23 protein-coding genes are annotated in these 22,776 nt (G+C 69.4%); 10 read left to right on the forward strand and 13 right to left on the reverse strand.

What is annotated here, in order from left to right:
• From NFU04_RS09000 to cysZ, 6 genes are all read left to right on the forward strand, one after another.
• Positions 1-313 (forward strand): PstS family phosphate ABC transporter substrate-binding protein (locus NFU04_RS09000; protein WP_459382077.1); only part of this gene is annotated, 313 nt, incomplete at its 5' end.
• 798 nt (positions 314-1,111) lie between these two features.
• Positions 1,112-2,182 carry an ABC transporter permease subunit gene (locus tag NFU04_RS16505; RefSeq protein ID WP_459382079.1) on the forward strand — a complete coding sequence of 357 codons (1,071 nt, stop codon included), beginning with the start codon at positions 1,112-1,114 and terminating at the stop codon, positions 2,180-2,182.
• On the forward strand, positions 2,179-3,738 hold the full coding sequence (pstA, locus tag NFU04_RS09015) for a phosphate ABC transporter permease PstA (protein WP_251309127.1): 1,560 nt from the start codon (positions 2,179-2,181) through the stop codon (positions 3,736-3,738). Before NFU04_RS16505 ends, pstA begins: the two co-directional genes overlap by 4 nt.
• Positions 3,739-3,746: 8 nt before the next feature.
• Positions 3,747-4,568, forward strand: coding sequence for a phosphate ABC transporter ATP-binding protein PstB (gene pstB / locus NFU04_RS09020; protein ID WP_198057910.1), 822 nt, complete (start codon positions 3,747-3,749; stop codon positions 4,566-4,568).
• 23 nt (positions 4,569-4,591) lie between these two features.
• Complete coding sequence (gene phoU / locus NFU04_RS09025; RefSeq protein ID WP_251309128.1) at positions 4,592-5,314, forward strand: phosphate signaling complex protein PhoU; 723 nt, start codon at positions 4,592-4,594, stop codon at positions 5,312-5,314.
• A 279-nt stretch (positions 5,315-5,593) separates the two neighbouring features.
• Positions 5,594-6,328, forward strand: a complete 735-nt coding sequence (gene cysZ / locus NFU04_RS09030; protein ID WP_251309129.1) for a sulfate transporter CysZ — start codon at positions 5,594-5,596, stop codon at positions 6,326-6,328.
• Between the two features lie 217 nt (positions 6,329-6,545).
• Here the strand turns inward: cysZ and phoR are convergent, their stop codons facing one another.
• From phoR to NFU04_RS09050, 4 genes are all read right to left on the reverse strand, one after another.
• A complete protein-coding gene (gene phoR / locus NFU04_RS09035) occupies positions 6,546-7,856 on the reverse strand; it encodes a phosphate regulon sensor histidine kinase PhoR (protein ID WP_251309130.1) in 1,311 nt (436 codons plus the stop codon).
• Positions 7,857-7,954: 98 nt separating this feature from the next.
• A complete protein-coding gene (gene phoB / locus NFU04_RS09040) occupies positions 7,955-8,644 on the reverse strand; it encodes a phosphate regulon transcriptional regulator PhoB (RefSeq protein WP_251309131.1) in 690 nt (229 codons plus the stop codon).
• A gap of 249 nt (positions 8,645-8,893) precedes the next feature.
• On the reverse strand, positions 8,894-9,775 hold the full coding sequence (gene ubiA, locus NFU04_RS09045) for a 4-hydroxybenzoate octaprenyltransferase (RefSeq protein ID WP_251309132.1): 882 nt from the start codon (positions 9,773-9,775) through the stop codon (positions 8,894-8,896).
• A 62-nt stretch (positions 9,776-9,837) separates the two neighbouring features.
• Entirely contained in the window at positions 9,838-10,383 is a 546-nt protein-coding gene (locus tag NFU04_RS09050; RefSeq protein WP_251309133.1) for a chorismate--pyruvate lyase family protein, read from the reverse strand.
• Between the two features lie 75 nt (positions 10,384-10,458).
• Between NFU04_RS09050 and NFU04_RS09055 the strand changes: the two genes are divergently transcribed.
• From NFU04_RS09055 to NFU04_RS09065, 3 genes are all read left to right on the forward strand, one after another.
• On the forward strand, positions 10,459-11,619 hold the full coding sequence (locus tag NFU04_RS09055) for an NAD(P)/FAD-dependent oxidoreductase (protein ID WP_251309134.1): 1,161 nt from the start codon (positions 10,459-10,461) through the stop codon (positions 11,617-11,619).
• A gap of 133 nt (positions 11,620-11,752) precedes the next feature.
• On the forward strand, positions 11,753-12,028 hold the full coding sequence (locus tag NFU04_RS09060) for an HU family DNA-binding protein (protein WP_251309135.1): 276 nt from the start codon (positions 11,753-11,755) through the stop codon (positions 12,026-12,028).
• Positions 12,029-12,094: 66 nt separating this feature from the next.
• The gene (locus tag NFU04_RS09065; protein WP_251309136.1) at positions 12,095-12,451 is read left to right on the forward strand and encodes a hypothetical protein; all 357 of its coding nucleotides are present in this window, start codon (positions 12,095-12,097) and stop codon (positions 12,449-12,451) included.
• 126 nt (positions 12,452-12,577) lie between these two features.
• Here NFU04_RS09065 and recG read toward each other — a convergent pair whose 3' ends face one another.
• Complete coding sequence (gene recG, locus NFU04_RS09070) at positions 12,578-14,659, reverse strand: ATP-dependent DNA helicase RecG (RefSeq protein WP_251309137.1); 2,082 nt, start codon at positions 14,657-14,659, stop codon at positions 12,578-12,580.
• Complete coding sequence (locus NFU04_RS09075) at positions 14,656-15,570, reverse strand: hydrogen peroxide-inducible genes activator (RefSeq protein WP_146802477.1); 915 nt, start codon at positions 15,568-15,570, stop codon at positions 14,656-14,658. Before NFU04_RS09075 ends, recG begins: the two co-directional genes overlap by 4 nt.
• 78 nt (positions 15,571-15,648) lie before the next feature.
• Between NFU04_RS09075 and NFU04_RS09080 the strand changes: the two genes are divergently transcribed.
• Complete coding sequence (locus tag NFU04_RS09080; protein WP_251309138.1) at positions 15,649-16,524, forward strand: SDR family oxidoreductase; 876 nt, start codon at positions 15,649-15,651, stop codon at positions 16,522-16,524.
• Between the two features lie 183 nt (positions 16,525-16,707).
• Here the strand turns inward: NFU04_RS09080 and NFU04_RS09085 are convergent, their stop codons facing one another.
• The 7 genes from NFU04_RS09085 to NFU04_RS09115 form a co-directional block, all read right to left on the reverse strand.
• Positions 16,708-17,214 (reverse strand): acyloxyacyl hydrolase, encoded by a 507-nt coding sequence (locus NFU04_RS09085; protein WP_251309139.1) that lies wholly within the window; start codon positions 17,212-17,214, stop codon positions 16,708-16,710.
• Positions 17,215-17,240: 26 nt separating this feature from the next.
• Positions 17,241-17,771, reverse strand: a complete 531-nt coding sequence (gene thpR, locus NFU04_RS09090; protein WP_251309140.1) for an RNA 2',3'-cyclic phosphodiesterase — start codon at positions 17,769-17,771, stop codon at positions 17,241-17,243.
• An 11-nt stretch (positions 17,772-17,782) separates the two neighbouring features.
• A complete protein-coding gene (locus tag NFU04_RS09095) occupies positions 17,783-18,172 on the reverse strand; it encodes a RidA family protein (protein WP_146802481.1) in 390 nt (129 codons plus the stop codon).
• A gap of 79 nt (positions 18,173-18,251) precedes the next feature.
• Positions 18,252-20,390: a RelA/SpoT family protein gene (locus NFU04_RS09100; RefSeq protein ID WP_251309141.1), complete on the reverse strand. Its 2,139-nt coding sequence runs from the start codon at positions 20,388-20,390 to the stop codon at positions 18,252-18,254.
• Between the two features lie 53 nt (positions 20,391-20,443).
• A complete protein-coding gene (gene rpoZ / locus NFU04_RS09105) occupies positions 20,444-20,698 on the reverse strand; it encodes a DNA-directed RNA polymerase subunit omega (protein ID WP_146802483.1) in 255 nt (84 codons plus the stop codon).
• Positions 20,699-20,762: 64 nt separating this feature from the next.
• Positions 20,763-21,395, reverse strand: a complete 633-nt coding sequence (gene gmk / locus NFU04_RS09110) for a guanylate kinase (RefSeq protein ID WP_251309142.1) — start codon at positions 21,393-21,395, stop codon at positions 20,763-20,765.
• A 105-nt stretch (positions 21,396-21,500) separates the two neighbouring features.
• A complete protein-coding gene (locus tag NFU04_RS09115; RefSeq protein WP_251309143.1) occupies positions 21,501-22,706 on the reverse strand; it encodes an MFS transporter in 1,206 nt (401 codons plus the stop codon).
• Between the last annotated feature and the right edge of the window lie 70 nt (positions 22,707-22,776).

Consider the following 22,776-nt stretch of genomic DNA (forward strand, 5'->3'; position numbering starts at 1 on the left):
GATGGCCCCCATCGGCGGGCTGTTGGGGCTCTATGGCGGCTGGCAGCGGGCCCTGGGCCTGGTGGGGGAGGACGGCGGGGTGGTCCGTCCCACCGCCGAGGCCGCCCTGGCCGGTGACTATCCCCTGACGCGCCCCCTCTATCTCTACCTCAACCTGGTCCCCGGCGAGCCCTGGCCGCCCCTGGAGCGCGCCTTTATCGAGCTGGTGCTCTCCGCCGAGGGGCAGGCCATCGTCGAGGAGCTGGGGTTCGTGGCCCTGCCGCCGCCGCGCCTGGCGGCGATTCGCCGAGAGATCGGCCTGGCGCCGCCCTGATCGCTGTCATCGTTTTGTCATCATCCTGACCTAGAGTCACGCTACCTCCATGCCACTCTTCGCTTCCCACGGGCCCCGGCCATGATCGACTTCTCCTCGCTCGCCGTGCGCAGGCGCCAGCGCTGGCGCCGGGTCCGGGATCGCCTGGCGACCCTGCTGATCAGCGCCTGCGGCATCGGCGTGATCGTCGCCGTGCTGGCCATCGGCGTCTTCCTGGTGATGGCCGCCTGGCCGCTCTTCTCCGCCCCACGGGTGACCGCCGAGCCGGCGATGCCCGGCATCGAGGCGGCCCATCCCCTGCAGGCGCCGTTGCCCGCCGGGCTCGAGGCCTGGCTGCGGGAGCAGCGGCTGGAGCGATTGCCGCGCGCCCTGGACGAGCGACTCTGGCTGGCCGAGGCGCATCGCCTGGCGAGGATCGACCTGGTGGGGGAGGCGCCGAGGCTGGTGGCGCGGCTGCCGGTGGTGGCCCCCGAACGGCGCATCAGCGCGGTGGCGAGCCTGGCCGGGGGGCGCAGCCTGATCATCGCCGACGACGCCGGTGGCCTGCGCCGCTGGCTCGTCGAGGAGCGCCCCCCCTGGCTGCGCCTGGCCAAGACCTATCGTGAGCGGGGCGCGACCATCGAGGCCCTCTGGGTACGCCCCGGATCGCGCCAGTTCCTGGTCCGGGATGCCGCGGGGCTGAGCCTCTACGACGCCCTGGCCGGGGAGCGCTGGCGCGGCGAGCTCCCCGCCGGCGAGGCCCTGGGCTTCGATGGCGAGGGGCACCTGCTATGGCGAGGCGAGGAAGACCTCCGGCGCCTGGCCATCGAGGCACCCCATGCCGAGATCGACTGGCACACCCTCTGGCTGCCGCAGCCCTACGAGGGCCATGCCGCCCCCCAGCAACGCTGGCAGAGCGCCGGCGAGGGTAGCCTGGACGAGCCCAAGTATGGCCTGACCCCGCTGGCCTGGGGCACCCTCAAGGCGGCGGCCTATGCCCTGCTGTTCGCCGTGCCCCTGGCCCTGGGGGCGGCGGTCTCCAGCGCCTGCTACCTGCCGCGGCGACTGCGCCATCGCCTCAAGCCGACCCTGGAGTTGATGGAGGCGCTGCCCGGGGTGGTGATCGGCTTTATCGCCGGCCTGGTGCTGGCGCCCTTCGTCGAGCGCCACCTGGCCGGCAGCCTGGCGCTGATCCTGCTGCTGCCGCTGGCGATGCTGCTGGCGGGAGGGCTGTGGGCCTGGCTGCCCGCGGCGCTGCGCCGCCGCCTGCCCCTGGGCTGGGCGGGGCTCTGGCTGATGCCCTGGCTGGCGCTGTGGGTGACCCTGGCGCTGTGGGCCTCGCCCTGGCTGGAGGCGGCCTGGTTCGGCGGCGACCTGCGCGGCTGGCTGGCGGCCTCCCTGGGGGTCGACGTCGAGCAGCGCAACGCCCTGATCGTCGGCCTGGCCATGGGCTTCGCGGTGATTCCTTCCATCTTCGCCCTGGCCGAGGATGCCCTCTCCGGGGTGCCGGCGAGCCTCGGCGAGGGGGCCCAGGCCCTGGGCGCCACCCGCTGGCAGACCCTGTGGAAGGTGCTGCTGCCCGCCGCCGGGCCGGGGGTCTTCTCGGCGGTGATGATCGGCGCCGGGCGCGCCGTGGGCGAGACCATGATCGTACTGATGGCCACCGGCAATACCGCCCTGATGAGCGTCAATCCCCTGGAGGGCCTGCGCTCCTTCGCCGCCAACCTGGCCATCGAACTGCCCGAGGCGGTACCCGGCGGCACCCACTATCGGGTACTGCTGCTCAGCGCCCTGCTGCTGTTCCTCTTCACCTTCGTCGTCAACACCCTGGCGGAGCTGGTGCGGCGACGCCTCAAGCGCCGCTATCGGCGCCTGGGGGCGGGACGATGAGACTCCCGTCGATGCGCCGTGCCGGGCGACCCCGGGGCGAGGGGCCCTGGCCCTGGCTGGCCGCCGGCAGCCTGGCCCTGTCGCTGCTGATGCTGGTGGCCCTCTTGCTGCTGCTGGCGGGGCGCGGCCTGGGGCATTTCTGGCCGGCGCCGGTGACGCTGGTGACCCTCGATGACGGGCACCAGCTGGCCGGTCAGCCGGTGCGCGAGGAGCGCCGGCGCACCCTGGAAGGGCACTGGGTGCACGAGCGCCTCTACCGGGTCGGCAACCGCGACCTGGACGGCGAGGCCTGGCGCTGGGTCGAGGTCGGGCGCATCGTCGCCGAGGAGGCCCCCGAGGCGTGGGCGGTGATCGAACGCCGACGCTGGGGCGAGCTGATCGTGCGTCCCCTGGCCCTGGAGGAGGCGGGACGGCGACTGACGGAGCCGCTATGGCCGGCCTTCGAGGCCCGCCTGGCCCGGGTCCGGGGGCTGGTCGAGGAGCGCGATGCCCTGCGCGAGGAGGTGATCGCACCGCTGGCGCGGCGCCTGGCGGCGGACCATGACGACGCCGCGGCCCGCGAGCGGTTGGCCGCGGCTCGAGCGCGGGTCGCCGAACTGCAGGCGGCCATGGCGCGGGATGCCCTGGTAGTGGAGAGCGCCGCCGGCGAGCGCCTGAGCGTACCCCTGGCCGAGATGACGGCCGCCTGGCGGCCCAATGCCATGTCGCCGGTGGAAAAGCTGCTGGCCTGGGCGGCCAACCTCTGGCACTTCCTCAGCGAGGGGCCCGAGGCCGCCAATAGCGCCGGCGGCGTCTGGCCGGCGATCTTCGGTACCGTGCTGATGGTGCTGCTGATGTCGGCCCTGGTGACCCCCTTCGGGGTGCTGGCGGCGGTCTACCTGCACGAGGTGGCCCCCCAGGGACGGCTGACCGGGTGGGTGCGTATCGCCGTGCGCAACCTGGCCGGGGTGCCCTCCATCGTCTATGGCGTCTTCGGCCTCGGGGTCTTCGTCTATGGCCTCGGCGGGCGCCTCGATGCGTGGTTCTTCGCCGAGTCCTTGCCGTCGCCCACCTTCGGCACCGGGGGCCTGCTGTGGGCCTCCCTGACCCTGGCCCTGCTGACCCTGCCGGTGGTGATCGTGGCCACCGAGGAGGGGCTGGCGCGCATCCCCGATCAGCAGCGCGAGGCGGCCCTGGCCCTCGGCGCCACCCGCGCCGAGATGCTGCGCCGGGTGGTACTGCCCATGGCCCTGCCGGCGATGCTCACCGGGGTGATCCTGGCCATCGCCCGGGCCGCCGGCGAGGTGGCGCCCTTGATGCTGGTGGGAGTGGCCAAGCTGGCGCCCCAGGTGCCGGTGGACGGGGACTTCCCCTACCTGCACCTGGAGCGGAAGTTCATGCATCTGGGCTACCATGTCTTCGATGTCGGTTTTCATGGCGGCGACGTGGAGGCGGCCCTGCCGCTGGTCTATGCCACGGCGCTGCTGCTGGTGGGAGTGATCCTGGTGCTTAACCTGACTGCAATATTGCTGCGGCATCATCTGAGGGCGCGGCATGCGGCGCCGGGGGCCCGATGAGTCGAGCCATGTCCGAGACGCTGCTTTCCCGGGCGGCCGGGGAGACCCGCTCGGCGATCATCGAGATCCCGGCGGCCCAGGGCTGCCTGGAGATCGATGACCTCTCCCTGCGCTATGGCGAGCAGCCGGCGCTCCGGGGCTTGTCGCTGCGGGTACCGCGACACAGCGTCACCGCCTTTATCGGCCCCTCGGGCTGTGGCAAGTCGACCCTGCTGCGGGCCCTCAATCGGCTGCATGATCTCAATGACGAGGTCACCCAGAGCGGCCGGGTGCTGCTGGAGGGGGAGGATATCCACGGGCCGGGGGTGGCGGTGGCACAGCTGCGTCGCCGGGTGGGGATGGTCTTCCAGACCCCCAACCCCTTCCCCATGTCGATCTACGAGAACGTGGCCTTCGGGCTGCGACTCCAGGCGCCGCTGAAAAAGCGCCGCCGCGACGAGATCATCGAGTGGGCGCTGGTCTCCGCGGCCCTCTGGGACGAGGTCAAGGATCGCCTGCACGACTCCGCCTGGACCCTCTCGGGGGGGCAGCAGCAGCGCCTGGTGATCGCCCGGACCCTGGCGGTGCAGCCCGAGGTGCTGCTGCTCGACGAGCCCGCCTCGGCCCTGGACCCGATCTCCTCGCTGAAGATCGAGGAGCTGATCCGCAATCTCAAGTCGCGGCTCTCGGTGATCCTGGTCACCCACAACATGCAGCAGGCGGCCCGGGTCTCCGACTACACCGCCTTCCTGGAGGGCGGCGAACTGGTGGAGTATGCCGCCACCGATGACCTGTTCACCAATCCGCGGCTGACCCGCACCGAAGACTACATCACCGGCCGGATGAGCTGATCCGGCGGCTTCAGGAGAGTCCCATGGACATCACCAGCGATACCCATAGCCAGCATATTTCCCGCCAGTTCAACCAGGAGCTCGAGGAGCTCAAGACCCACCTGATGGCCATGGGGGGCCTGGTGGAGCAGCAGATCCAGGAGGCGGTGAGCGCCCTGCTGGACGGCGACAGCCGCCTCGCCGAGCGGGTCCGCGACAACGACAAGGCGGTCAACGACATGCAGTTGAAGATCGACGACGAGTGCACCCGGGTGCTGGCCCGTCGTCAGCCCGCCGCCTCCGACCTGCGCCTGGTGCTGGCGGTGATCCGCGCCACCTCCGACCTGGAGCGCATCGGCGACGAGGCCAGCAAGATCGCCCGCAATGCCCTGGCATTGATCGAGTCGAGCCAGAACGCCAAGGGCGTGGTGGAGGTGCGCCATATCAGCGAGCACGTGCGCAAGATGCTGCGCGATGCCCTGACCGCCTTCGCCCGCTTCGATATCGAGCTGGCCCTGGAGGTGGTGCGCGAGGACGACTCGGTGGACAGCGAGTATGCCAGCGCCATGCGCTCGCTGATGACCTTCATGATGGAGGATCCGCGCTCCATCTCCTCGGTGCTCAGCGTGATGTGGATCCTGCGTGCCCTGGAGCGTATCGGCGATCATGCCGACAACCTGGCGGAATACGTGGTCTATCTGGTCAAGGGGCTGGATATCCGCCATGTCGATCCCGAGACGCTGGATGAGGCCGCCATCAAGCGGTAGGCCGTTCACAGGAGCATTAAAGTAGGAATGGCTCAGGGGCGCTGGGGGGAGGCCGGAGTAAAGCGTCTTTTTCAGGGACGAAAAAGTCGAGTGTCCATGGACGGATTCACAGCGTCTTTGCGTAGTGCCTCCCCCCTGGATAGCCCCGGGCCGCCATGGATGATGGTGTCTGGCCGCAGTTGATGGCCGCGGGGCTTGACCGCCGGGGCGCGAGCCCCTCCAATGCAGCGACCGCCGCGAGTGCCGGCGGTCGCTGTCGTTTTGAGGAGAGATACCCCCATGCTCGATGCCCTGACCGCGGTGCTGCGTGGCACCCGCCTGGTATTCCGCCCCGGCCTGCGCCGCTACGTGTTCGTTCCCATCGCCATCAACCTGGTGGTCTATGCGCTGCTGCTGCGCTATGTGCTGAGCCATTTCGGCGGCTGGCTGGATGGCTGGATGGCGATGGTGCCGGCCTGGCTCGACTGGCTGAGCTGGTTGATCTGGCCGCTGTTCCTGATCAGCCTGGTGGTGATGGTCTTCTTTACCTTTACCCTGGTGACCCACCTGATCGCCGCGCCCTTCTACGGCTTCCTCGCCGCCAGGGTGGAGGTGCTGACCACCGGCCGCGAACCCCTGGACGATCGCGGGCTGCTGCGCACCGCGGTGGATGCCCTGGGCCGTGAACTGGTCAAGCTGGCCTATATCCTGCCGCGCATGGCGCTGCTCTTCCTGATCGGCTGGATTCCCGGCCTCAACCTGTTCGCGCCCCTGCTCTGGGCGCTCTTCTCCGCCTGGATCATGGCCATCACCTACCTGGATTACCCCATGGACAACAACCAGGTGAGCTTCGCCGAGATGCGCCGGCGCCTGGCACGGCGCCGCTGGCCGACCCTCACCTACGGCGGCTGGGTCACCCTGATCACCTGGATCCCCCTGGCCAACCTGATCCTGCTGCCCGGCGCCGTGGCCGGCGCGGTGCTGATGTGGGACGCCCACTACCGCGGCCTGACGATGCGCCAAGAGGGTAGCTGAGAGGGAGAATGGGAAGGGGCGCCGGGGACAAGCCGTAGCGAAGCGTCATTATCAGGGACGAGAATGCCGAGCGCCCAGGGAAGGGTTTACCGCGTCTTCGCGTGGGTTGTCCCCGGATAGCCCCGATATCGGCTTTTCTGGCGAGTTTGCCAGGGCCGGGGCGGGCAGCAGCCGCTCGGCCGGGAAGTGACAGGGGGATTGATAAAGAGGCGCCCCCTCAGGAGGAGTTTGCCAGGGCCGGGGCGGGCAGCAGCCGCTCGGCGGGGAAGTGGCAGGAGAAGCGGGCCCCCTCGCCGGGGTGGGAGTCGATCTCCAGGCGGGCGTCGTGGCGCAGCAGCACATGCTTGACGATGGCCAGGCCCAGGCCGGTGCCGCCGGTGGCGGTGCTGCGTCCCTTGTCGACCCGGTAGAAGCGCTCGGTGAGGCGCGGCAGATGCACCGGGTCGATGCCCTCGCCGTCGTCCTCCACCTCCAGGCAGGCGCCCTCCGCGGTAAGACGCCAGCACAGGGTGATCCGCGTCCCCTCGCCGGCGTAACGCACCGCATTGAAGACCAGGTTGGAGAGGGCGCTGCGCAGCTCCTGGGCATTGCCCAGCAGCCGCTCCGTCGCCGGGGCCTCCACCGCCAGTTGGTGCACTCCTCCGGAGAGGGCCTCGCCGTCGCGGCGTACCGCCGCCATCAGTTCGCCGAGGTCCACCGCTTCGGCGGGTTCCCGATGCTGCTCGTTCTCCAGGCGTGACAGCAGCAGCAGGTCTTCCACCAGGGTCTGCATGCGGGTGGCCTGCTGCTGCATCTGCCCCAGGCCCCGGGCGAAACGCGGCGGCAGCAGGTCGGCGTGGTCGGCGTAGGTCTCCAGGTAGCCGGTCATCACCGTCAGGGGGGTGCGCAGCTCGTGGGAGACATTGGCCACGAAGTCGCGGCGCATCATCTCCAGGCGGTGCAGGCGCGAGATATCCCGCGCCATCAGCAGGCGCTCGTTGTCGCCATAGAGGGTGATCTGGAACTGCAGGATCAGGTCTTCGCGCAGCGGCGAGGGCAGGGTCAAGGGTTCCTGGTAGTCGCGGGCATTGAAGTAGCCGATAAAGCGCGGGTCGCGCAGCAGGTTGGTGATGTGCTGGCCGCGGTCATGGGAGGCCTTGAGGCCCAGCATGCGCTCGGCGGCGCTGTTCCACCACTCCAGGTCGCCGTGGGAGTCGAGCATCACCACGCTGTCGGTCATCGCCTCGGAGGAGTCCTGGATGCGCTTGAGGGTATCGCGCAGGCGGCGCTGGGTGAGGCGCTGGCCCTTCTGGTACTTGTAGAGGCGATCGAAGAGCTCCCCCCACAGGCCGCTGGCGGCGGGGGGCTCGTCCTGGGGGCGCTCGCTCAGCCAGCGATGCAGGGCGCGCAACTGCCAGAGCTGGCGTCCCAGGCCCAGGGCCAGCCCCAGGGCCAGGCCGGCGGCGGGATGCCCCAGGGGCCAGCCCAGCAGGCCGAAGCCTGTGATCAACAGGCCGAGTCGCCAGAGTTCGCGATGCCAGTTATGCACGGACGGGCTCCGCAGGTCGGAGGTTCAGGGGGCGGTGGTCAGCACCGCTTTTGGCATCAGAATACTAGGCTTCGACGGAAAAGTCGGTGGCCCAGCGTCTAGGCCTTGGCGGAGAAGCGGTAGCCGGTACCGCGCACCGTCTGCACCAGGTGCTGATGGTGCTCGCCCAGGGCCTTGCGCAGGCGGCGGATATGCACGTCCACGGTGCGCTCCTCCACGTAGACGTTGCCGCCCCACACCTGGTCGAGGAGCTGGCTGCGGGTATAGGCGCGCTCCTGGTGGGTCATGAAGAACTGCAGCAGGCGGTACTCGGTGGGGCCCATCTCCACCGCCCGGCCGTTGGCGCTGACCCGGTGGCTGGCGGGATCCAGCACCAGGCCCTCCACCTCGACGGCCTCCTCGACTCCCTTGGGGGTGGTGCGGCGCAGCACGGCCTTGAGGCGGGCCACCAGCTCCCGGGGCGAGAAGGGCTTGGTGATGTAGTCGTCGGCGCCGGCCTCCAGCCCCTGGATCTTGTTGTCCTCCTCGCCCTTAGCGGTGAGCAGGATGATCGGCAGTTCGGAGGTGGTGGTCTCGCGCTTGAGGCGCCGGGCCAGTTCGATGCCGCTGGTGCCGGGCATCATCCAGTCCAGCAGCAGCAGGTCGGGCTGGTGGTCGACGATCATGGCGTGGGCGTCCTGGGCGTTGTCGGCCTCGAGCACCCGATAGTCGGCCATCTCCAGGGCCACGGCGATCATCTCGCGGATGGACGCTTCGTCATCGACGATCAGAACGGTCTTGGCGGTCATCTTGGGCCTCGGCTGGCTATGACGGTGTGATGACGATTAGAGCCTGACAATATGACAGCACCATGACAAGGCGAGTTTGTCTCGGGGCTAACCTGAGGGCAGGCACTCCGGAAGGCCGGCCCCGCGCAAAGACGCTGTGAATCCTTCCCTGGACGCTCGACTTTTTCGTCCCTGAAAAAGACGCTTTGCTCCGACCTGCCCCCAGCGCCCCTCACGTTCAAAGCTCTAACAGTATGTCCAGGTGGCCAATTAACCCTGGGGCCAGAGGCTTAGCGCCAGGCCGGCGAAGAGCACCAGCCCCGACCAGTGGTTGTTGAGGAAGGCCTGGAAGCAGCGTTCCCGGGAGCGGTCATGGATCAGCGCCTGCTGGTGGACGAAGGTGGCCGCCATGGCCGCCAGCCCCAGCCAGAAGAAACCGCCCAGCCCCAGGCCCCGACCCGCCCAACCGAGCAGGCCCAGGGTGGTCAGCTGCAGCAGGCCGATGATCGCCTTGTCGGCGCGACCGAAGAGCACCGCCGTGGACTTGATGCCGATCTTCAGGTCGTCGTCCCGGTCGACCATGGCGTACTGGGTGTCGTAGGCCACCGTCCAGGCGACATTGGCGGCGAACAGCAGCCAGGCCTCCATCGGGATATGGCCCAGCGCGGCGCCGAAGGCCATGGGGATGGCCCAGGAGAAGGCCGCCCCCAGGAACAACTGAGGCAGGTGGGTATAGCGCTTCATAAAGGGGTAGATAAAGGCCAGGCCCACCCCCACGAAGGCCAGCAGGATGGTAAAGAGGTTGGTGAAGAGCACCAGCACGAAGGACGCCACCACCAGGGCGGCGAACAGCGTCTTGGCTTCCTTCTCGGTGATCCGCCCCGTGGCCAGGGGACGCTCCTTGGTGCGCTTCACATGGCCGTCCAGGTGGCGGTCGGCGAAGTCGTTGATCACGCAGCCGGCGGCGCGCATCAGGTAGACCCCGGCGATAAAGATCAGCAGCAGCTTGCGCTCGGGAATGCCCTCGCTGGCCACCCACAGCGCCCAGAGGGTGGGCCACATCAGCAACCAGGTGCCGATGGGCCGGTCGAGGCGCATCAGGCGCAGGAAATCGGGCAGGCGGCGCAGGCCGCGGGGCTGGGTCGAGTCCATCGTGTCCTCCTGAAGCGATGGCGCTAATCCTAGCAGCCTAGCCGGGCTAAGCCGACAGCCTCCTAGCGCGATGGCAGCCCCAGCTCCTCGGCCATCGATGCCAGGAAGTACTCCTGCACCAGTACCATGAAGTCGCCGTGGCGGAAGACCGAGCGGCGCCCCCAGGGGCCATGCCCCGGGTGGAAGGGGGCCGGCCGCCGGGTCAGCTCGATGGGGCCGCGCTCCAGGTCCGGCTGGCGGAACAGCCAGCTGCCCAGGGAGCGCTCCCCCAGGCCGTCCAGGCGCTGGCCACGTAGCTGGGTCAGGGGGGCCACCGAGCGGGCCACCACCCAGGGGCGCTCGCCCAGGCACAGGGCGACCTCGCGCAGCCAGGCCAGGCGACGCGGCGCCAGCCCCAGGGCCCGGGCCTCGTCGCGCCGGGGCACTCCCGGGCGCTGACTCAGCAGGCGCACCCGGAAGGGGCGCTCGCCGCCGGCGGCGGTCAGGCGCTCGGTCAATGAGTCCTGGGACGCCAGCCACTGCCACCAGGGGGCGCTGATCAAGGGCCTGAAGGCCGCGGCGGGTTGCCAGTGGGGGATGGCGATGGGAAGAAGTGGCCTGTCGCGCACCGTGCCGCTCCGGGTCGAGTCAAGGGGCGGCTAGTGTACCATGGGGGGCCATCCCCTCTCGCTGCCAGGAGCCCCATGGACACGCCCCTGATCATCCTCGGAACCGGTATGGCCGGCCTGGGTCTGGCCCGCCAGTGGCGGGCCAGGAATCCCGACCATCCCTTGACCCTGATCACCGCCGATAGCGGCGACGACTATTCCAAGCCGCTGCTCTCCACCGGCTTCGCCAAGGGCCTGCCCCCGGAGCGGCTGGCCCAGCGTTCGGCCCTCGAGGTGGCCGAGCAACTGGGCGCCGTGGTGCGTACTCACACCCGGGTCACCGCCCTCGACCCCGAGGCCCGCTGCCTGTGGATCGGTGAGGAGCGCCTCGACTACGGGCAACTGGTGCTGGCCACCGGTGCCGCGCCGCGACCGCCCTTCGCCATCCCCGCGGGGCTCGCCGACCGGGTCTTTACCATCAATGACCTGGACGACTATCGCGCCTTTCAGACGGCCCTGGCGGGTCTCGGCCGTCCGGCCCGGGTGGCGATCATCGGCAGCGGCCTGGTGGGCTGCGAGTTCGCCAATGACCTGCAGGCCGGCGGCCATCGGGTGGCGCTGGTCGCCCCGGAGCCGGCGCCCCTGGCGCGGCTGCTGCCGGAGCCCCTGGGGCGAGCCCTGGGCGAGGCAATGGCAGAAGCAGGTATCGCCCTGCATGCGGGGCGCTCGCTGATGGCCATGGAAGCCGAGGCGCAGGGCCTGGTCCTGAGCCTGGATAATGGTCACTCCCTGACCGCGGACCTGGTGCTGGTGGCCACCGGCCTGGCGCCGCGGGTCGAGCTGGCCGAGGCGGCGGGGCTGACGACCGGCGCCGAAGGCATCGTCACCGATCGCTACCTGGCGACCTCGGCGGCGGGCATCTATGCCCTGGGCGATGCGGCCTGCGTGGCCGGTATCAACGCCATGTATGTGCAGCCCCTGCAGGCGGCCGCCAAGGCATTGGCGGCGACCCTGAGCGGTGCCCCGACCCCGGTGAGCTATGGTCCCTGGCCGGTGCTGGTCAAGACGCCGCTGCTGCCGGTGGTGTCGCTGCCGCCCAGAGAGGCACCGGCGCGCTGGCGTATCGAGGGGGAGGGGCGAGATCTCGCGGCCCTGGCCGAGGATGTAGACGGACGTTTGATGGGTTTCGCGTTGACAGGCGCCGCCGTGAGGCGGAAAGTTGAGCTGGCGCGAGCCGCACCGCCGTTGCTAGTCTAGTGACGTTACGCGTGGGGAGGGCTCCCGCCGGTATCCCCGGGGGTCGCCCCCTTCGGGGCTTCGATTACCGTTACCCTTGAAGAACAACGAGAGCGGCGGATGCCGCCTTGCATATCCAAACCAGGAGGGCTGTATGCGCAAACCAGAACTCGCCTCGGCGATCGCCGATCGTGCCGATCTTTCCAAGGACAAGGCCAGCCAGGTGTTGAACGTGATTCTCGACGAGATCACCGGCAGCGTGGCCAAGGGGCAGGATGTCTCGCTGATCGGCTTCGGCTCCTTCACCGTGCGCGAGCGTGCCGCGCGCACCGGCAAGAACCCTCAGACCGGCCAGCCGCTGACCATTCCGGCCAGCAAGACCGTGGCCTTCAAGCCGGGCAAGGCGCTCAAGGACGCCGTCGCCAAGTAAGGTCGTCCATCGCGGGCCCGGCAGCCAGCCGCGCCGGGTCCGGGTTCTCGCCTCGCAAGGAACGCCATGAAGCTGCGTCTGATGTTGTGGATCCTGGGTTGGTTGCTCAAGCGCGCCCTGCGCCGCAAGCCGGCCTTCCGCGAGTCCCTGAGCCAGGCCAGGGGGCTCGACTGGGGGATCGCCACCGAAGACCTCTCCATCGCCCGCTATTATCGGATGTCGCCCCGTGACATCCAGACCGGCAAGGGATTGCCGGTGGATCTCGACCTGGAGCTGCGCTTCGAGGACGAGGCCGCCGCCCTCAAGGTCCTGCGCAAACCGACCCAGCAGGCCTTCCTCGACGGCATGATGGCAGGCACCGTGCGCCTGGTCGGCGACTCCGCCGATCTCACCAAGCTGCAGAAGCTGCTAAAACACCTCTAAGCGCAGAGCTACAAGGGTCAAGGGCCTTCGGCTGCAAGCTACAAGGAAACCCTGGTAATCAGCCGTGTGAGGGGATACTTGCTCCTTGCTCCTTGCTCCTTGCTCCTTGCTCCTTGCTCCTTGGCGTTACACCTGCCCATAACGCCCGGCTTCATCGCCGAGCCAGCGCTGAATCAGCGGATCGCTGGCCTCCGGGGCCTGCTCCAGCAGGGCCTTGGCCAGCTCGGTGACCCGTTCCAGCAGGTCCCGGTCCCGCTCCAGGTCGGCGATCTTCATCTGCGCCAGGCCGGTCTGGCGGGTGCCCAGCACCTCGCCGGGGCCGCGCAGCTCCAGGTCCTTCTCGGCGATGCGGAAGCCGTCGGTGGTCTCGCGCATCACCGCCAGGCGCTCCCGGGAGTGGGCCGACAGCGGCGGATGGTAGAGCAGCACGCAGAAGCTCTCGGTGGCGCCGCGCCCCACCCGGCCACGCAACTGGTGCAACTGGGAGAGCCCCAGCCGCTCCGGGTTCTCGATGATCATCAGGCTGGCATTGGGCACGTCCACCCCCACCTCGATCACCGTGGTGGCCACCAGCAGGTCCAGCTCGCCGGCCTTGAAGGCCGCCATCACCTCGGCCTTCTCCGCCGCCTTCATGCGCCCGTGGACCAGGCCGATGGCGAGTTCCGGGAGCCGCTCGGTGAGCTCGTCCCGGGTCGCCTCGGCGGCCTGGCACTGCAGCGCCTCGGACTCCTCGATCAGGGTGCAGACCCAGTAGGCCTGGCGCCCCTCGGCGCAGGCATGGCGAATACGCGCCACCACCTCCGGGCGGCGCTCGTCGGGCACCGCCACCGTCTGCACCGGGGTGCGCCCCGGGGGCAGTTCGTCGATCACCGACAGGTCCAGGTCGGCGTAGGCGCTCATCGCCAGGGTGCGGGGGATCGGCGTGGCGGTCATCACCAGCTGGTGGGGCGTCAGGCCGGCGGCCTCGCCCTTCTCGCGCAGGGCCAGGCGCTGGTGAACGCCGAAGCGGTGCTGCTCGTCGATGATCGCCAGTCCAAGACGCTGGAAGTGGACGTCGTCCTGGAAGAGGGCGTGGGTGCCCACCACCAGCTGGGCGCGGCCGTCCAGCAGCGCCGCCTTGGTGTCCAGGCGCGCCTTGCCCTTGAGCTTGCCGGCCAGCCAGGCCACCTCGATGCCCAGCGGCTCGAACCAGGCGCGAAAGGTGCGGAAGTGCTGCTCGGCGAGGATCTCGGTGGGCGCCATCACCGCCGCCTGGCAGCCGCCGGCGATGGCGGCGAGTGCAGCCAGGGCCGCCACCACCGTCTTGCCGGAGCCCACGTCCCCCTGCACCAGGCGCAGCATGGGCAGGGGGCGCTGCAGGTCGGCGGCGATCTCGTCGAGCACCCGGCGCTGGGCGCCGGTCAGGCTGAAGGGCAGCTGGGCGACGAAGCGCGCCTGCAGGCCGCGGCCGGAGGGCAGTTCGGGGGCGCCATCGGCCTGGATGCGCAGGCGTACCTGGCGCAGGCTGAGCTGATGGGCCAGCAGCTCCTCCAGGGCCAGGCGGCGAATGGCCGGGTGGTGACCATCGGCCAGGCTGTCGAGATCGGCCTCCGGGGGCGGCTCATGCAGGGCATGCAGGCAGTGGCGCAGCTCCGGCAGGCCGAAACGCTCCCGCAGGGGCTCGGGAATCCAGTCGCGCAGGTCGTCGGGATGACGATCCAGCAGCGCTAGGGCCTGGCCGATCAGGGCCCGCAGCCGCGCCTGGTTGAGTCCCTCGGTGGTCGGGTAAATGGGCGTCAGGTGCTCCTCCACCGGGGCCTCGCCGCTGGCCAGCAGGCGGTACTCCGGGTGGTAAATCTCCAGGCCGGTGGCCCCGGCCCGGGCCTCGCCGAAGGCGCGCAGGGGCACCCCGGGGCGAAACTGCTGCTGCTGGGCCGGCGAGAAGTGGAAGAAGCGCAGGCTGATGATGCCGGAGCCATCCTTGAGCCGCACCAGCAGGCTGCGGCGCCGCCCCTGAACCACGCTGGCGGCGGCCACCTCGCCCTCGATCACCGCCTCCTGGCCCGCCTTGAGGGTGCCCATGGGGGTGATACGGGTGCGGTCCTGATAGCGCAGCGGCAGGTGAAAGAGCAGGTCCGCCAGGGTGGCGATACGCAGCCGGGCCAGCTTGGTGGCCAGCGCCTCGCCGACCCCCTTGAGCGCGGTGACCGGCTGCTGCAGCTCGTTCATGAAGTCCGCCGCTGACGGCACTTGGCGATCGCCTCGGTGAGGGTATCGATGGCCTTGGGCCGTGGGAAGCTGGCCCGCCAGGCGATGGCCACGGTGCGTGACGGCGCCGGGTCGCTGAAGGGGCGACTCTCCACGCCCCCCTGCTCGTAGCGGCCGGTGCCGATGGCGGAGTGGGGCAGCACCGTCACCCCCAGCCGCGAGGCGACCATATAGCGGATGGTCTCCAGGGAGCCGCCCTCGGCGGTCAGGGTGTTGCTGGGGCTATTGAGCTTGGCGCTGATCGCCGGACAGGCCTCGAGGATCTGGTCGCGGAAGCAGTGGCCCTCGCCGAGCAGCAGCAGGCGCTCGCCGAGCAGCTCCTCCTTGTCGATGCTGGCCTTCTCGGTCCAGGGGTGGCTGGCCGGCATCAGCACCTCGAACTCCTCGTCATAGAGGCGCTTGGTCAGCACATCGGTCTCGGTGAAGGGCAGCGAGATGATGATGGCGTCCAGCTCGCCGCTGCGCAGCTTGCGGCGCAGGGTGGCGGTGAAGCCCTCCTCGATATAGAGCGGCATCTGGGGGGCGCTGCGGGCCAGCTCGGGAATCAGGTCGGGAAACAGGTAGGGACCGATGGTGTAGATGGCGCCGATACGCAGCGGGCTCGCCAACTGGTCCTTGCCGGCATTGGCCAGCTCCCGGATCACGCTGCTCTGTTCCAGCACCCGTTGGGCCTGCTCGACGATGCGCTCGCCCAGGGGGGTGACCTGCACCGTGGACTTGGAGCGCTCGAAGAGGGGCACGCCCAGCTCCTCCTCGAGCTTCTTCACCGCCACCGACAGGGTCGGCTGGGAGACGTGGCAGCGCTCGGCGGCGCGCCCGAAATGGCGCTCCTGGGCCAAGGTTACGATGTAGCGGAGTTCTGTTAGAGTCATGATGGTGCCTCGGCGGCATCCTCTCGGGGCAGTAATGTGTTATCCGATAGGGACTTTTTATCAAGGGGCAAGGGAAAGGTGAAGAAAACAACGACATTGATCGTCGGTTGCGGCGATATCGGCATCACCCTGGCACGGCAACTCAAGGCCCAAGGCACGAGCGTCACCGGCGTGCGGCGCCGCCCCCAGGCCCTGACCGAGGCGGGCATCGCCGCGGTGGCCGCGGACGTCCAGGACGCCGAGAGCCTGGCGACCCTGCCGGACGCCGAGGTGCTGGTCTATGTGATCAGCGCCGACCGCTTCGAGGAGGAGGCCTATCGGGCCGCCTACCCGGACGGGCTCAAGGCGGTGCTGGCCGAGTATGCCGGCCGCAAGCGGCCGCCTAAGCGGGTCTTCTTCGTCTCGTCCACCAGCGTCTATGCCCAGCAGGCAGGCGAGACCGTGGACGAGCACAGCGAGGTGGCGCCCCATGGCTTCTCGGGGCAGCTGATGCTGGAGGCGGAGCAGGCGCTGCTGGCCCATGACCTGCCGGGCACCGTGGTGCGTTTCTCCGGCATCTATGGACCGGGGCGCGATCGCCTGATTCGCCAGGTCCGCGAGGGGCGCATCGCGCCGGCCAGCCCGGCGATGTACTCCAACCGTATCCATCGTGACGATTGCACCGGAGTGCTGGCCCACCTGATCGACCTGGCCCTGGCCGACCAGCCCCTGGAACCCCTCTACCTGGCCTCCGACTGCGAGCCGGCGCCGCTGCACGAGGTGATGCAGTGGCTGGCCGACAAGCTCAGGGTGGAGCCCAGCCAGGTGATCCAGTCGCCGCTGCGGCGCCGGGCCAGCAAGCGCTGCGACAACGCCCTGCTGCTCGAGAGCGGCTACCGCTTCCGCTACCCCAGCTTCCGGGAGGGCTATGCCCAGGTACTGGAGGCGGGCGGCTTCCTGCCCAAGCCCAAGTAAGTCGGATAAACGAGCCACAGGCGAGAGCATCCGATGTGGTCTAGCCGCCGCCGCGGAGCTCGTTGGGTGTGCTCGCCTTGGCTCGCGTACCCAACCTACAACGCCAGGCGGTAGTTCAGTGAGTAGACCTCGAAGCCGCCGACTGGAGAGGGGGGCGTTTTGTGCCGTCTGCTCCGGCAGGATTCAGAACGCCAGGCGGTAGTTCAGTGAGTAGACCTCGAAGCCGTCATTGGGCCGCTTTATCCGCCCATTGGAATAGTGGGTGGCGCTGAGGCCCAGCTCGCCGCCATGGGCCAGTCGCCATCCCGCCGCCAGTCGGTTCTCGAACTGGAAGGCGGTGGAGAGGGCCCGGTACTCCAGGCGCGTCTCGAGGAAGAGGCCGGCGCCGAGTCCCGCCTCCAGATAGGCCCCGCCGGGCGCGCCCAGGTCGTAACGGAAGGCCGGCGTCACCACCCAGGCGGCGTTATCGTCCGCATCATCGCCGGGCAGCAGCAGCACCCCCGTGGCCAGGCGCAGGTCGAGACGCGGGTGCCAGCGGCTAAGGTCGAATTCCCGATCCAGGGTCAGGCGCAGCGCCGGCGTGCTCTCGCTGGTATAGCCGAGGCCGACGTTCAGATCGGCCGGGGCCGGCGCGCTCAGTGCCAGCAGGGCCACGGCGATGCCGGCTCCTGGTGCATGATGTCTTGGCATGTTCCCTCTCTCCCTCGGCGGCAATATCAGTGCCGGCCACTGCTGGCCAGGCCACGGTATCGGTGGCGCCCTCCTTCGGCCAGCGACTGAACCAGCTCGATTCCAGTGTAGTGCCAGTCGAGGCGTGGGCGCGGCAGCCTGGCCAGGACGCAGGGATCACGTTTCTCCGGGGCGGCGTGGCGCAGCAGGGTGACATGGGGCAGGAAGGGGCGCCGGGGCGGGGCGAAGCCCAGCGGCGTCAGGGCCTGCCAGAGGTCGTGGTGGAGCGCCTCCAACGGAGGGCAGGGGCGGCTCGAGCCGAGCCAGAGGATGCCACCACGGGGGAAGCTGCCATAGCGATCCGCAGACCAATGGCCGGAGGGGCAGGGGAATGCCTCGGTGAGCCGAATCAGGGCATCGAGGCGGGATTCGGGCACCTCACCGAGGAAGGCCAGGGTCAGGTGCAGTGAGGCGCGAGGGGTGGCACGCCCGCCGCAGTGGCGGCGGGCCTGCTCGGCCAGGGCGGCGAGGCGCTCGCCGAGGGCCGGGTCGGGGCGCAGGGCGAAGAAGAGCCGCACGCCGGGTCGGCTCAGTCGCCGATGACCATCACCGCTTCGGCCTCTACCTGGCTGCCCTTGGGCAGGGCCTTGACGCCCACCGCGGCGCGGGCCGGGAAGGGGGCGCTGAAGAACTCCTCCATCACCTGGTTGACGATGGCGAAGTTGCCGAGGTCGACCAGGTAGAGGTTGATCTTGACGATCTCGCCCAGGGAGCCGGCGGCTTCCTCGCAGACCGCCTTGAGGTTGGTGAAGACCTGGCGGGCCTGGGCCTCGAAGTCATCGGAGACCAGCTCCATGGTGGCCGGGTCCAGGGGGATCTGGCCGGACAGGTAGACGGTGTTGCCGGCCTTGATGGCCTGGGAGTAGGGGCCGATGGCGGCGGGTGCCTTGTCGGTGTTGATCACGGCCTTGTTGCTCATGGGGGTGTCCTCGCTGTGGTTGTGTAGGAAAAAGCGGGCCCCGCCGCCCGGCAGGGGCGGCGGGGCCGGAGGTTGTCGATCAATTGCGGACGCGGCCGACGCGGCCCACCTGGGGCAGGTTGCGAATCCGCTTGATGATGCGCGCCAGATGGATCCGGCCGCGTACCGCCAGGGTCAGGTTGACGATGGCCAGGCGCGCGTCGCGCTCCTCGATGCCGATGCGCTCGATATTGGCATCGGCATCGGTGACCAGGCTGGCCAGCTCCGCCACCAGGCCGCGCCGGGTCTCCATCTCGATGCGCAGCGCCACCGGGAAGTCCTCGGCGATCGTCTCCGACCATTCCAGGGGGAAGAGTTTTTCCGGTTCCCCCTTGAGGTCGTTCAGATTGCGGCAGTCGGCGCGGTGTACCACGATGCCCTTGCCCACCGAGAGATGCCCCAGCACCGGGTCGCCGGGCAGCGGGTGACAGCAGCGGGCGAACTTGATCACCATGCCCTCGGCGCCGCTGATCACCACCGGGCTGTTGCCCTGGGCGGCCCGAGGGGCAAGGGGCGCCTCGCGTCCCTCCGGCAGGGCCTCCACCAGCTGGCGGGCCAGGGCATAGGCCATGCGGGTCCCCAGGCCGATGGATTCCAGCAGCTCGTCCTCGTGCTTGACCGAGAGCGCCTCCAGCTGGGCGGCCAGGTGCCCTTCCGGCAGCTCCTCGAGGCTGGTCTCGAAATCCGCCAGCGCCTTGTTGAGCAGGCGACGGCCGAGCTGCACCGACTCGGTATGCTGCTGGTGCTTGAGGGCGTGGCGAATCGCCGAGCGCGCCTTGGCGGTGACCACGAAGGAGAGCCAGGTGGTATTGGGCTTGGCCCCCGGGGCGGTGATGATCTCCAGGGTCTGACCGCTCTCCAGGCGGGTGGAGAGCGGCGCCAGGTGACGATCGATGCGGCAGGCGATACAGCTGTTGCCGATATCGGTATGCACGCTGTAGGCGAAGTCGATCACCGTGGCGCCCTGGGGCAGCTCCATGATGTCGCCCTTGGGGGTGAAGACGTAGATATCGTCGGGGAAGAGGTCGTTCTTGACGTGCTCGATGAACTCCAGCGAGTCCCCGGCGTGACGCTGCATCTCCAGCAGCCCCTTGACCCACTGCCGGGCCCGGGCGTGGCTGCCCTCGGCGATGGGGTGATCGGTCTGGCCGGCCTTGTAGAGCCAATGGGCGGCGATGCCGTTGTTGGCCATGGCCTCCATCTCGCGGGTGCGGATCTGCACCTCGATGGGCATGCCGCTGGCGCCGAACAGGGTGGTATGCAGGCTCTGGTAGCCGTTGGCCTTGGGGATGGCGATATAGTCCTTGAAGCGCCCCGGGACCGGCTTGTAGAGGTTATGCACCACGCCGAGGATGCGGTAGCAGCTGTCGACGCTGTCGGTGATGATGCGGAAGCCGAAGACGTCCATGATCTCGGCGAAGGACTTCTGCTGATCGCGCATCTTGCGGTAGATGGAGAGCAGGTGCTTCTGGCGACCCACCACGTTGCCGGCCAGGCCCTCGTCGTCCAGGCACTGCTGGAGGCTGGTCTGGAGCTGGCGAATCGCCGAGCGGCGATGCCCCCGGGCCTTGCTCACCGCCCGCTTGATGCGCTCGGCGCGCATCGGGTAGATGGCCTGGAAGGAGAGGTCCTCCAGCTCCACGCGGATGGTATTGATGCCCAGGCGGCTGGCCACGCGGGCGTAGATCTCCAGGGTCTCGCGGGCGATGCGGCGCTTCTTCTCCGGGCGCAGGGCGCCCAGGGTGCGCATGTTGTGCAGGCGGTCGGCGAGCTTGACGATGATCACCCGGATATCCCGGGACATCGCCAGCACCATCTTCTGGAAGTTCTCCGCCTGGGCCACCGCCTTGTCCTCGAAGGCGATCTGGGTCAGCTTGGAGACGCCGTCGACCAGTTCCGCCACCGGCTCGCCGAACTGGGCGGCCAGGGCCTCCTTGGGCACGCCGGTATCCTCGATGACGTCGTGCAGCATGGCGGCCATCAGGCTCTGATGGTCCATGTGCATATTGGCGAGGATATTGGCCACCGCCAGGGGGTGGGTCACATAGGGCTCGCCGGAGCGGCGACGCTGACCGTCGTGGGCCTGCTCGGCGTAATAGAAGGCGCGCTTGACCTGCTGGACTTCCTCGGCGGGAAGGTAGCTACCGAGGCGGTCGGCCAGGTCGTCGATGGTAAACATGGGCGCGCCTTATTGCTGCGAAGGGAAGGAAGACACGAGGAACGGCGGCGCCGTTACTCGCCGTAGCCTGCTTCCGCTTCCGGCCGCGGACGCACCGGCGCCTCCACCGGTTCGTTGAGCACCTGGTCGTCGATCTTGCCGGCGGCGATCTCGCGCAGGGCCATCACGGTGGGCTTGTCGTTGTCCCAGGGCAGCAGGGCATCACGGGAACCGCGGGCCAGCTGACGGGCGCGCTGGGTGGAGATCATCACCAGCTTGAAACGGTTTTCCACGTGATCCAGACAATCTTCAACGGTAACTCGCGCCATGAACGGTATCCTGATGTTGCACTGCCGGCGTGCGCGCGGCGTGTATTCGGGGGGACAAAAAAGTCTACTCGACCCCATGATCCTGTGACAAGAGCGCCTCGATCAGCGTCGCCTGGCCGGCGCGAACCCGCGCCAGCCGGCTGCGACTCGTCAGCACCAGGGCGCACAGCTCGTCCAGGGCCACGGCGAAGTCATCATTGATGATCACATGATCATACTCGTCATAGTGTGACATTTCGCTGATGGCGTCGCGCATGCGCCGGGCGATCACCTCGGCATCGTCGGTGCCGCGGCCGGTGAGGCGTTCTTCCAGGGCCGCCCGGGAGGGGGGCAGGATAAACACCGACTGGGCCTCGGGGAACTGCTCGCGGACCTGACGGGCGCCCTGCCAGTCGATCTCCAGGATCACGTCCTGGCCGGCGGCCAGGCGCGCCTGCACCGCCGGACGCGAGGTGCCGTAGTAGTTGTCGAAGACCCGGGCGTGCTCGACGAAGTCGCCGCGCTCGATCATCGCCTCGAAGGCGGGGACATCCACGAAGTGGTAGTTGACCCCGTCGACTTCGCCGGGGCGCTTGGACCGGGTGGTATGGGAGACGCTCACCTCGATGCCGTCGAGGCGCTCGAGCAGGGCGCGCACCAGGCTGGTCTTGCCGGCGCCGGAGGGGGCGGAAACGATAAAGAGGGTGCCTTGGGACATGTCGGGCTCCGGGTCGCGGGGCGAGGGGCGGCGGGGCCGCCCGCAACGGAAGCCAGGCATTATACGCCCCCGGAGGGCGGGCCGTCATGGCCCGCCGTGCCCGGTTCAGGGCGTCCCGGGCGCGGGGACGGCGGCGCGTCGCTCCAGGCGACGCCCCACCAGGAAGACCCCCAAGCCGCCGGCGGCCAGCGCCGCGCCGACCAGGCCGCTGGCGGACCACACCGCCCCGGCCTGGATCACCAGCGCCGCCAGCCAGGCGCCCAGGGCGTTGGCGCAGTTGAAGGCGGCATGATTCATCGAGGCGGCCATGGTCTGGGCATCGCCGGCCACGTCCATCAGGCGGGTCTGCAGCGCCGGGCCCAGGGCAATGCTGGTGCCCACCAGGCCGACGAACAGCAGGCCGGTGACCAGGTGGTTGGCGGCGAAATAGAAGCCGCCCTGGACCAGTAGGCACCATAGCAGGGTGCCCGGGATCGCTCGGTTCAGGTCGCGGTCGGCGGCTCGGGCGCCTACCAGGTTGCCGGCGATGGTGCCGACCCCGAAGATCGCCAGTGCCAGGGGACCCAGGGACTCGCGCATGCCGGCCTGGCTGGCCAGGGTCGGCATCACGTAGCTGAACACCGCGAACATGCCGCCGAAGCCGATGCCGGCGATGCCCAGGGTGATCAATACCCGGGGCTTGGCCAGGGCGGAGAGCTCGCGGCGCGGACTGGCGGTGGCGTCACGCGGCTGGGGCGGGACCCAGAGGTGAATCAGCGCCGCAGTGGTCAGGGCGATCCCGCCGACGCCGACGAAGGCGCTGGGCCAGCCCAGCCACTGGCCCAGCCAGGTGGCCAGCGGGGCCCCCGCCAGGATGGCGCCGGTCAGGCCCAGCATCACCCGGCCGATGGCTCGGGCGCGCTGGTCGACGGGCACCGCCGCCGCGGCGACCAGGGCGGCGACGCCGAAGTAGGCGCCGTGGGGCAGGCCGGCCAGGAAACGCAGGCCGACGAAGGGCCAGAAGGCCGTCGCCAGGGCGCTGGCGATATTGCCCACGGCAAACACCAGCATCAGGGCGATCAGCAGGGTGCGGCGCGGCACCCGGGCGGCCAGGGCGGCGATCAACGGGGCCCCCACCACCACGCCCAGGGCATAGCTGGAGATGGCATAGCCCACCTCGGCGGTGGCCACCTGCAGGTCGGCGGCGACCCGCGGCATCAGGCCCATGATCACGAACTCGCTGGTACCGATGCCGAAGCCGCCCAGGGCCAGGGCGAATTCGGCCAGCCGGGGGTGGCGCGCCGCGGTGGCGGAAGGGGCGGGTGACGTCATGAAGCCTCCAGAAAAGCGAACGACTCCGGCGGCGGGCCGGAGTCGCGTAGTAATAATACGAAATTATAGG

This window comes from Halomonas sp. NCCP-2165, assembly GCF_023708045.1.
GTDB lineage: Bacteria > Pseudomonadota > Gammaproteobacteria > Pseudomonadales > Halomonadaceae > Bisbaumannia > Bisbaumannia pacifica.